The organism is Falsochrobactrum shanghaiense, assembly GCF_003149535.1.
Classification (GTDB): Bacteria; Pseudomonadota; Alphaproteobacteria; order Rhizobiales; family Rhizobiaceae; genus Brucella; species Brucella shanghaiense.
The window spans coordinates 20,831-30,261 of sequence record NZ_QGDB01000012.1 but is presented as its reverse complement, the minus strand read 5'-3'; the positions used below and the strand labels follow the sequence as shown (position 1 = coordinate 30,261).

Here is a 9,431-nt window from a genome sequence, read left to right as displayed (position 1 = left end):
CATGATCTGAAAAACATACTCGAAGGTGGCTCAATTCTCGGTGAAAAAACCGGCTCAGTTCCGCGTGAAAACCAACAGCGCAGGGCGTTTGAAAGCTTGTGGCTGAGCAGAAAACCCAGCGCATGAAGCTTCGGTGTCGAGCTTTTCTGGTCAAGCTTTCCTGGCGCTTGGGAAAAACAATGCGGCAGATTTGCCCCTGAGATCCTCGGCTTCTTTGGCCAGACGAGCGCTGCGTAACCGCAGTGTCTTTTCCTGGCGAGCCTGAGCGATCGGGTCGCATTTTTGGTCGGCGGGCTTCCGGAGAAGAAAGGGTGTTTGAATTTTAGCGAAAGCTATCTCAGCTGTTTGGCGAGATATGCTGTGTGTTGGTGTCATTGTTGGTGTTGTCTTCCAGAGGCCAGCTTCGGTGAGCAGCCATAAAAAAAGGCCAGGCAAATTGCCTGACCTTGATTGGTATTATGCTTTCGCAGTGCCAGTACATCCGTGGTCAAGGGAAAGCGGATACCGTTTTAGGCAGCTTGCAGGTTGCAAGCCGACATTTTGCCCGACTTCATGTCGCGCTCCATGTCATAGGCAATCTTCTGGCCTTCGACGATTTCGCGCATTCCGGCGCGCTCGACGGCAGAGATGTGAACGAAGGCGTCAGCGCCGCCGTTGTCAGGCTGAATGAAGCCGAAGCCTTTTGTGGAATTGAACCATTTAACTGTGCCAGTGGTCATAACGAACCCTTTCATAGCAACATAGAGGACCGCAGCGCCGAGGCGTTACGGATGATGATAGCGATGTTTTAAAGGGAGGGTTCGTTCAAGGCGCGGTGCCAATCGCGCAATAAAAAAGCTCAACAAGAAAATATCGATGGCCTTCAATAGGGGCGATTGGACTTGGTGTCAACTTTTACTTTTGCCAATCGTTACGCGAACCGAAATTATCTGGTGCTCACACAAGGAGTTCTGACATGGCCGGCCGCAAGCCGCTGCCAACACATCTGAAGCTTGTGAAAGGTACAGCCCGACCACACCGCATGAACAAGGCCGAACCAAAGCCGGTGGTGGCAGTTCCCGCACCGCCAGATCATCTCGACGAGGAGGCAAGCACCAAGTTCACCGAAATGGCTGAGATGTTAGCGCACCATGGCGTCATGACCGAGCTCGATACCGGTGCGCTTGCGCGTTACGTCGTTATCTGGCGGCGCTGGATTGAAGCCGAGCAGGAAGTGAAGCGTCGCGGCCATGTGGTGAAGACGGCGAATGACAACATCATCCAGAACCCGTTTCTGGCCGTCGCCAACAAATGCCTGGCGCAGATGCACCAGATCGAGGCCGAGTTTGGCCTGACGCCATCGAGCCGCTCGCGCATCCGCATGGCGGAACCCGCCGAGACCAGTGATCCATTTGAGGACTTCTTGAGCCGTGGCAGAAAAGCGTAATTCCCGCCCACCGCGCAATCCGGGTGGTGGCAGGAAGGCACCGTCCTGTCCGGTCACCGCCTACGCCCGGGCTGTCGTTGACGGCAAGATCGTCGCCGGCCGTCTTGTTCGTTTGGCCTGCGAACGGCATCTAGCGGACCTGAAAGCTGGAAGCAAACGCGGTCTGGTTTGGGATATTGATGCTGCACGGCACGCGATCGACTTCTTTGGTCATCTGCGCCACTCGACTGGTGAATGGGCCGGCGAGCCCTTCGTGCTGCAGGACTGGCAGCAATTTGTGGTCGGCTCGCTCTATGGCTGGAAGCGGGCAAATGGATTGCGCCGCTTTCGCACGGCCTATGTCGAGGTGGCGAGGAAGAACGGCAAATCGGTGCTGTTGGCGGGAACCGCGCTCTATGCACTGATTGCCGATGGTGAACCGGGTGCACATGTCTATTCTGCGGCGACAACACGCGATCAGGCCCGCATCGTGTTTGGCGAGGCCGAGCGCATGGTGGCGGCAAGTTCAGCGCTCCAGGCACGTATTACCAGGACCGTGAACAATCTCGCCGTGCTGCCGACCTCGTCCTGGTTCCGGCCGCTGTCAGCCGATGCCACCAAGATGGACGGGTTGAACATTCACTTTGCCGCAGTCGACGAGGTGCATGAACATCCAGGCCCCGAGATCATCCAGAAGCTGAACACCGCCACTGGAGCACGGCGCCAACCACTGATCTTCGAGATCACCACGGCCGGCTATGATCGCCATTCCGTCTGTCGCCAGCATCACGAGTTCTCGGTCAAGGCGCTGGAGGGCACGGTGCCGACGGAGTCTTCAGACAGCTGGTTTGCCTATATCGCCACTATTGATGATGGCGATGATTGGACTGACCCTGCGATCTGGGTGAAGGCGAACCCCAGCCTCGGTGTCACCGTCAAGGTTGATGATCTTAAGCGTCAGATCGACGAGGCCAAGGAAATGCCAGCGCAGCAGAACGCGATCCGCCGGCTGCGGCTCAACGAATGGACCGAGCAGGTCACCCGTTGGCTCGACATGGGCGTCTGGGAGGAGGGAGGTCTGCCGGTTGCCACTGACTGGCGCATCGTCAAACACGAGCTGGAAGAACTGGAGCGGAAGCTGCTTGGGCGCGAATGCTATGGCGGGCTCGACCTGGCTCGCGTCAACGATCTATCGGCTTTCGTGCTGGTGTTTCCACCGACGCTGGATGACGATCTCGGTGAGTTTGCCGACAAGTGGATCGTGCTCTGCCGTTTCTTCATTCCGGAGGACGACATTCTGCGCCGGGTGCGCCGTGATCGTGTCCCCTATGATGTCTGGCGTGATCAGGGCTTTCTGACAGCTACCCCCGGAAACGCCACCGATTTTGTCTTTGTCGAGAAGGAAATCCTCGAACTGGCGTCCCGCTACGATCTGCGTGAGCTGTCCTATGATCGCACCTTTGCCGGCGAGATCGTCCAGCAATTGTCCGATGAAGGCTTGAACCTCGTCCAGTTCGGTCAGGGCTTTTTATCCATGGCAGCACCCACGGCGGAACTGGAGCGGCTGTCAGTGTCACGATCACTCTGGCACGGCGGCCATCCGGTGTTGCGCTGGAACGCCTCCAATGTCGCCGTGCGCCATGATCCGGCCGGCAACGTCAAGCCCGACAAGGAGCGCTCGAGTGAGCGTATCGACGGCATTGTCGCGATCTGCAACGCTCTCGGCCGGGCTCTGGCCCGTGACGTCAATGCCGGCCGCTCAGTTTATGAGAACCGCGGCATCCTGATGCTGTAGCGGCGACTGCAGAGAAGAAGAGAGTAGATGGCATTCTGGTCAAACTGGTTCGGCGGGGCAAAACCGCCGGCCGCATCTCCGCGTGCGTCGTTCCATGATGCCGGCGGTGGCCTGGTCATTGCGACCAGCCAGCAACTCGAAGAGGCGCTGCGCTCTGGAGCGGTAACGGCATCGGGTACGACGGTGACGCCGAACAGCGCCATGCGGGTGGCGGCTGTCTATGCCTGCGTGCGCATTATCTCCGGTGCGGTGGCAACATTGCCTTTACACATCAAGCGCCGGGTCGATGAGCGTACCCGGCAGGACGCCTCCGACACGCCGATCTGGACCGTGCTGCGACGACGGCCGAACCGCTGGCAGACGCCGTCGCAGTTTCGGCGTATGCTGCAGGCGCATCTGCTGTTGCGCGGCAATGCCTATGCGATGATCGTGCGCTCGCGCGGGACTGTGCAGGAACTGATCCCGCTGCATCCTGATCGGGTTGAGGTGAAGCAGCGCGACGATCTTGCGCTGGAATATTTTTATACGCGCCAGGACGGACGGCGCATCCAGCTTGCTCAGACGGAAGTGTTCCATCTGGTTGGGCTGACGCTCGACGGCGTTCATGGCGTGTCGGCCATTGGTTACGCTCGCGAGACCATCGGCCTATCGCTGGCCATGGAAGATCATGGTGCCGCCACCTTCCGCAATGGCGCGCGTGTGAGCGGTGTCTTGAAACATCCCAACAAGCTCGGGCCGGAGGCCGTCGCCAATCTCAAGGCCGGGCTCGAGGAATTCCGCTCCGGCGGCGAACAGGAAGGCAAAAATCTCATCCTCGAAGAGGGCATGGATTATGCCCGCATCGCCATGACGGCAGAGGATGCGCAATGGCTGGAGGCGCGCAAGTTCAGCCGCACGGACATTGCCATGTTCTTTGGCGTTCCGCCGCACATGATCGGCGACACCGAAAAGAGCACCTCATGGGGCACCGGCATCGAACAGCAGTCGATCGGCTTTGTTGCCTATACGCTCGAAGACCATCTGACCATGTGGGAAGAGGCGATCAACCGCGACCTGATCGACCCAGAGGGAAAGCACAACGACAAGCTCTATGCCCGCTTTAATCGGGCGGCGCTCGTCAAGGGCGACATCAAGGCTCGCTGGGAAGCTTACGTCAAAGGCCTGCAATGGGGCGTCTACAGCCCGAACGAAATCCGCGCGCTCGAAGACCAGAACCCGCGCGATGGTGGGGATGTCTTCTATCCACCGCCGAACACGGCGGGGATGCCGATCACCAACGATGGCGACCATGGCGACAATGATCGGCCGCTCATCGAAAAGGACACTGACACATGAGCCTTCGCAAACTGCCCGAGGCACGGACGTTCCCTCGGCCGCAGAACTACCAGTGGGATACGCCGAGCGGCGTGCTGACGAAATGGTCCGAGCATCCGCTGGCGGCGACGCCCGGTGCAGATGGTGACACCACTATCTCCATGTTTGACGTCATTGGTGAGGATGGCTGGTCCGGTGGTGGCGTCACCGCAAACCGCATCTCGGCAGCGCTGCGGTCGATCGGCAGCAAGGACATTACTGTCTGCATCAACTCGCCGGGCGGCGACATGTTCGAGGGGATTGCGATCTACAATCTGCTGCGTGCCCATCCGGCCAAGGTTACGGTCGAGGTGCTGGGCTGGGCGGCGTCGGCTGCCTCGATCATCGCCATGGCCGGTGACGACATCCGCATGGGGCTCGGCTCCTTCATGATGGTGCACAATGCTTGGGGGCTGGTGATCGGCAATCGCCACGACATGCGTGACGCCGCCACCCTGTTCGACCAGTTCGATGCTGCCATTGCTGATATTTACGCAGCACGCACCGGCATGGAGCGCGCCCATATCGAGCAGCTGATGGACGCGGAAACCTTCATGGCGGCGGCGCAGGCTGTCGAATATGGTTTTGCCGATGTCGTCGACGATGCCGAAATCCATCCAGAGACCAATGCGTCCGCGCCGATCCGCCCCGAAATCCATGCCAAGCGCCGCATCGACGCAGCGCTTGCGCAACAAGGCATCTCGCGCACAGAGCGGCGCAAGATGTTTTGCCAGATTGCCGGCATGCACGACGCTGCCGATACCGCCACGCACGACGCTGGCTTCCATGCAGCCGCCATCCAGCGGTTGATCGACACCATCAGATCATAGGAGACCCGTCATGGGTATCGAACTGAACCCGCGTGCGCGCGGGATTGTCGGCGTGCGCGCCGATTCCGGCAGCGCCACCAAGATCCTCGCCGAACTGCAGAAGACCTTCGAGGACTTCAAGGTCGAACGCGACAAGGAGCTGGCCGACATCAAGGCCGGCATGGCCGACGTGGTGCAGACCGAAAAGGTCGACCGCATCAATGCCGAGATCACCACCCTGCAAAAGGCGCTCGACGAAACCAACGCCATGCTGGCAGCGGTGAAGGTCGGTGGTGTCGGCCGGACGACCGATCCGGACAAGGCCGAGCATGCACAGGCCTTCGACCGCTTCTTCCGCCGCGGCGTCGATGCCGGCCTGCGTGATCTGGAGGTCAAGGCCAAGCTGACCACGCAGTCCGATCCCGATGGTGGCTATCTGGTGCCGGAAGAAACCGAAGCCGGTATCGACCGGGTGCTTGGCACCGTATCAACCATCCGCTCGCTTGCCCGCACCATCTCGATCTCGACCAACACCTACAAGAAGCTGGTCAATATGGGCGGCGCAACGTCCGGATGGGTCGGCGAGGAACAGGATCGTCCTGGCACGGCCACGCCGACGCTGCGTGAGATCGCCATCAATACCGGCGAGATCTACGCCATGCCCGGCGCCACGCAGACCTCGCTCGACGATGCCCGCATCGATCTTGCCGCATGGCTGGCCGACGAGGTGTCGATCGAGTTCGCCGAGCAGGAAGGAGCGGCCTTTGCCAATGGCGATGGCATCAACAAGCCGCGCGGCATTCTCGCCTACGACAAGGTGGCGAATGCTTCCCATGTGTGGGGCAAGATCGGCTTCGTTGCCTCGGGGAAAGCGGATGGCTTCCTTGCTGCGACCGCTTCGGTCAGTCCGGCCGACTGCCTGATCGATCTCTATTATGCGCTCAAGTCCGGCTACCGGAACGGGGCATCGTGGCTGATGTCGGATGCGACCATGAACACGGTGCGCAAGTTCAAGGATGCGGAAGGCGCCTATATCTGGGCGCCGCCATCGGGTGCAGCCGAAGTCGCCACTATCCTCGGCAAGCCGGTCTACACCGACGACAACATGCCGGCGGCAGAGGCCAGCAAGTTCCCCATCGCCTTCGGGGACTTCGGTCGCTCCTACCTGATCGTCGACCGCATCGGCATCCGGGTGCTGCGTGATCCGTTCACCTCGAAGCCGAACGTCCTGTTCTACACGACCAAGCGCGTTGGTGGCGGCATCGTCAACTTCGAGGCCATGAAGCTGCTGAAGATCAGCACCTGATCAACACAACGGGCGGCTCTGGTCGCCCGTCTCTAATCCCATTCATCGAAAGGACTTCTGTCATGAAGGACGGTATCTCCGGCCTCGGCCTCGTTGCATCGCTGGTTCCCGCCGTGGTCACCGCCACGACCAAGGGCAGCCATGCCGATCTGCAGGGCTTCAACTCCGCAACCCTGATCATCAATACCGGCGCGATTGCCGGCGATGGCCTCTTCGTCGTCGCCATCCAGGAGAGCAACACCACCACGGATGGCGATTTTACCGATGTGGCGGCCGGCGATCTGCTTGGAATCCTGCCGGCAGCGCTCGAGGCCAGCACGGTCTACAGCCAAGGCTACAAGGGCACGAAGCGCTATATCCGCGCCGTCATCACCAAAACCTCGGGCACGTCGATTGCCGCCGGCGCGGTCTTTGCGCTCGGCCATCCCCACGACGCGCCGATCGCCTGACATCATCCGAAGCGATCAGCCCATCGTTCGGCCGAACGGCTGGTCGCTTCTCTTTATTATATGGACCTGAAACCATGCTCGCTCCCGTCCGCACGGTTGCGCCTGCGTCCATGCCGGTGACGCTGGCCGAGGCCAAAGCCCATCTGCGTGTTGATCATGATGACCAGGACGATCTGATCACCGCCCAGATCAAGGCGGCGACGGCATATCTCGACGGCTATGCCGGCATTCTCGGCCGGGCGCTGGTGACGCAAACCTGGCGGCAGGATTTTGTCGGCTTTGCCGATCACCTGGCTTTGCCAATATCGCCGGTAATTGCCATTGTCAGCATCAGCTATTTCGATGTCGGCAATGTGCAGCAGACGCTGGATGCCGGCGTCTACGATCTGTTTGCCGACACGCGTGGCGCCTATCTCACCCTGCGGCCGGGGCAATCCTGGCCGGCCACCTTCCGTCGCGCTGACGCCGTCTCCATCACCTTCATCGCCGGCTTTGGCGCGGCGGCCGACGTGCCTGAGCCCATCCGCCAGGCCATCCTGCTCATCGTCCAGCGGCTGTTCGATGGCGCTGACACCGAAATCGATATCGCCATCGAGGGCACCGTTCATGCCCTGATTGCACCCTACCGGAAAAGTCCGATCTGATGGCCAGGATCACCGCCAACGATCTGCGTGATCGTGTCAGCTTCGAAAAGCGCGAGGAGATCGATGATGGCTATGGCAACACCTATGGCCAGTGGGTGCCACAGTTCGAGCGCGACGCCTGCATTCTACTCTCCAAAGGCGGCGAGACCGTCATTGCCGCACGCCTGCAAAGCGTTCAGCCGGCGCTGATAATCGTGCGCTACGATGCCGAGACCGCAACCATTACCGCTGCCTGGCGGCTGATCGAGACCCGTTCCGGCACCACCTACAACATCCGCACATCCGCCGACATGGAGCGGCGCGGCCGCTTCATCACCATGCTTTGCGAGGCCGGCGCGCCAACGTGACCGTAACCCTGGCGTGGGCCGTGGCGGGCCAACGATAAGAACGAAACCCTGATCGCACCCCGCCTGGCGCAAGAGCTATGCGTCCTGCCTTTACACTGGCATGCCCGCGAAAGGACATCATCATGAACGCCAACGTGCCCACCGGCGCGGCGACCCTGCCTGCGTCCGACAAATATCATGTTTACCGGCCCATGCTCGACTTGATCGGTTTTGCCGAGGGCACCGACCGAAAGCGCGGCTATAATGAAACGCTCGCCTATGGCGCCTTTACCGGCGGCGACGTCGATCTGGTTGCCATGACATTGCAGGAGGTTGATGCGCTGCAGACCCGAATGCTGAAGCATCCGGACAACCGCTTTAACTCATCAGCGCTCGGCCGCTACCAGATCGTCCGCACCACGCTGCGGACGATCGCCAAGACGCTCAAGCTTCCGCCGTCGGCACTGTTTGATGCCGAGATGCAGGACCGATGCGCCTGCTACCTCCTCGGCCTGCGCGGCATCGACAAATATCTCGCAGGCCGCCTCTCCGAAGATACGCTGATCAACAATCTTGCCCATGAATGGGCATCGCTCCCAACCGCCACCGGCAAAGGGGCCTATGCCGGCCAGAATATTGCCGTTAGTCCGGATCGCGTGCGTGAAGTGTTGGCCAAGGTCCGAGAGCGCCATGGCGCAACCCAGCCAGCGCGCGAGATTGTGGTCGAGAAAGAAATCGACAAGCCCGTCGTTCCCATTACCGTCGAAGCTGAAATCCGCAAGCGCACCGATCAATGGAGCTGGATCACCACCATCTTCGGCTCGGGCGGTGCAGGACTTGCAGCGCTCGCCGGCATGGACTGGCAGACTGTCATCGCCATCGGCGCGCTCGCGCTGGGCGGCCTCATCATCGCGCTGCTGTTGCGGCGGCAGATCGTCTGCGCGGTGCGCGACGTGAGAAGAATAATCGAGAAGTGACATGGCCAGGCCACACCTTGGCTTCCCAAGGGATTAATCAATCACTGGATAGAATGGCCTGCCCCAATCTTTCTCAGGATTGTCCATCATCAGATCAACAAAAACAGGCATTAGGAAACCAAGGATGGCAGCGCCGTCCCGTACCTGTGCGCGGTTTACACCGCTGTTCCAAGTGGAGCCACCGTGCACCAGCTGATTTCGTAGAACATATAGCCTGTCGAACACTAAGCTCAGGACCTTGGCGGTATCGCCGGCCTGAAAGGCCAACGCAAAAGTTCGCGACGCACTCCTGAATTTCTCCTCCCAATCTTCGAAGCCGTCGATTCCGTTGTGATGCTGCCAAAACGGATTTAAGACCTAGAGGTTG

General features: G+C 60.2%; 10 protein-coding genes. 9 read left to right on the top strand and 1 reads right to left on the bottom strand.

Annotation, left to right across the window (positions count from 1 at the left end):
- Nucleotides 1–509: 509 nt before the first annotated feature.
- Entirely contained in the window at nucleotides 510–719 is a 210-nt protein-coding gene (locus tag DKP76_RS17890) for a cold-shock protein (protein ID WP_091524570.1), read from the bottom strand.
- Between the two features lie 236 nt (nucleotides 720–955).
- On the opposite strand from DKP76_RS17890, the gene DKP76_RS17885 reads away from it, so the two are divergent.
- From DKP76_RS17885 to DKP76_RS17845, 9 genes are all read left to right on the top strand, one after another.
- Complete coding sequence (locus DKP76_RS17885) at nucleotides 956–1,426, top strand: phage terminase small subunit P27 family (RefSeq protein ID WP_109708018.1); 471 nt, start codon at nucleotides 956–958, stop codon at nucleotides 1,424–1,426.
- Nucleotides 1,410–3,200: a terminase large subunit gene (locus DKP76_RS17880; protein ID WP_109708017.1), complete on the top strand. Its 1,791-nt coding sequence runs from the start codon at nucleotides 1,410–1,412 to the stop codon at nucleotides 3,198–3,200. The genes DKP76_RS17885 and DKP76_RS17880 overlap by 17 nt, the downstream gene beginning before the upstream one ends.
- A 27-nt stretch (nucleotides 3,201–3,227) precedes the next feature.
- Complete coding sequence (locus DKP76_RS17875; protein ID WP_245410281.1) at nucleotides 3,228–4,535, top strand: phage portal protein; 1,308 nt, start codon at nucleotides 3,228–3,230, stop codon at nucleotides 4,533–4,535.
- Nucleotides 4,532–5,383, top strand: a complete 852-nt coding sequence (locus tag DKP76_RS17870) for a head maturation protease, ClpP-related (RefSeq protein ID WP_109708016.1) — start codon at nucleotides 4,532–4,534, stop codon at nucleotides 5,381–5,383. The genes DKP76_RS17875 and DKP76_RS17870 overlap by 4 nt, the downstream gene beginning before the upstream one ends.
- 10 nt (nucleotides 5,384–5,393) lie before the next feature.
- The gene (locus DKP76_RS17865; protein ID WP_109708015.1) at nucleotides 5,394–6,668 is read left to right on the top strand and encodes a phage major capsid protein; all 1,275 of its coding nucleotides are present in this window, start codon (nucleotides 5,394–5,396) and stop codon (nucleotides 6,666–6,668) included.
- Between the two features lie 62 nt (nucleotides 6,669–6,730).
- Nucleotides 6,731–7,117 carry a hypothetical protein gene (locus tag DKP76_RS17860; RefSeq protein WP_109708014.1) on the top strand — a complete coding sequence of 129 codons (387 nt, stop codon included), beginning with the start codon at nucleotides 6,731–6,733 and terminating at the stop codon, nucleotides 7,115–7,117.
- Nucleotides 7,118–7,191: 74 nt separating this feature from the next.
- A complete protein-coding gene (locus DKP76_RS17855) occupies nucleotides 7,192–7,761 on the top strand; it encodes a head-tail connector protein (protein ID WP_109708013.1) in 570 nt (189 codons plus the stop codon).
- Nucleotides 7,761–8,108: a phage head closure protein gene (locus DKP76_RS17850; RefSeq protein WP_109708012.1), complete on the top strand. Its 348-nt coding sequence runs from the start codon at nucleotides 7,761–7,763 to the stop codon at nucleotides 8,106–8,108. The genes DKP76_RS17855 and DKP76_RS17850 overlap by 1 nt, the downstream gene beginning before the upstream one ends.
- A 122-nt stretch (nucleotides 8,109–8,230) precedes the next feature.
- Entirely contained in the window at nucleotides 8,231–9,064 is an 834-nt protein-coding gene (locus DKP76_RS17845) for a lysozyme family protein (RefSeq protein ID WP_109708019.1), read from the top strand.
- Nucleotides 9,065–9,431 lie beyond the last annotated feature (367 nt).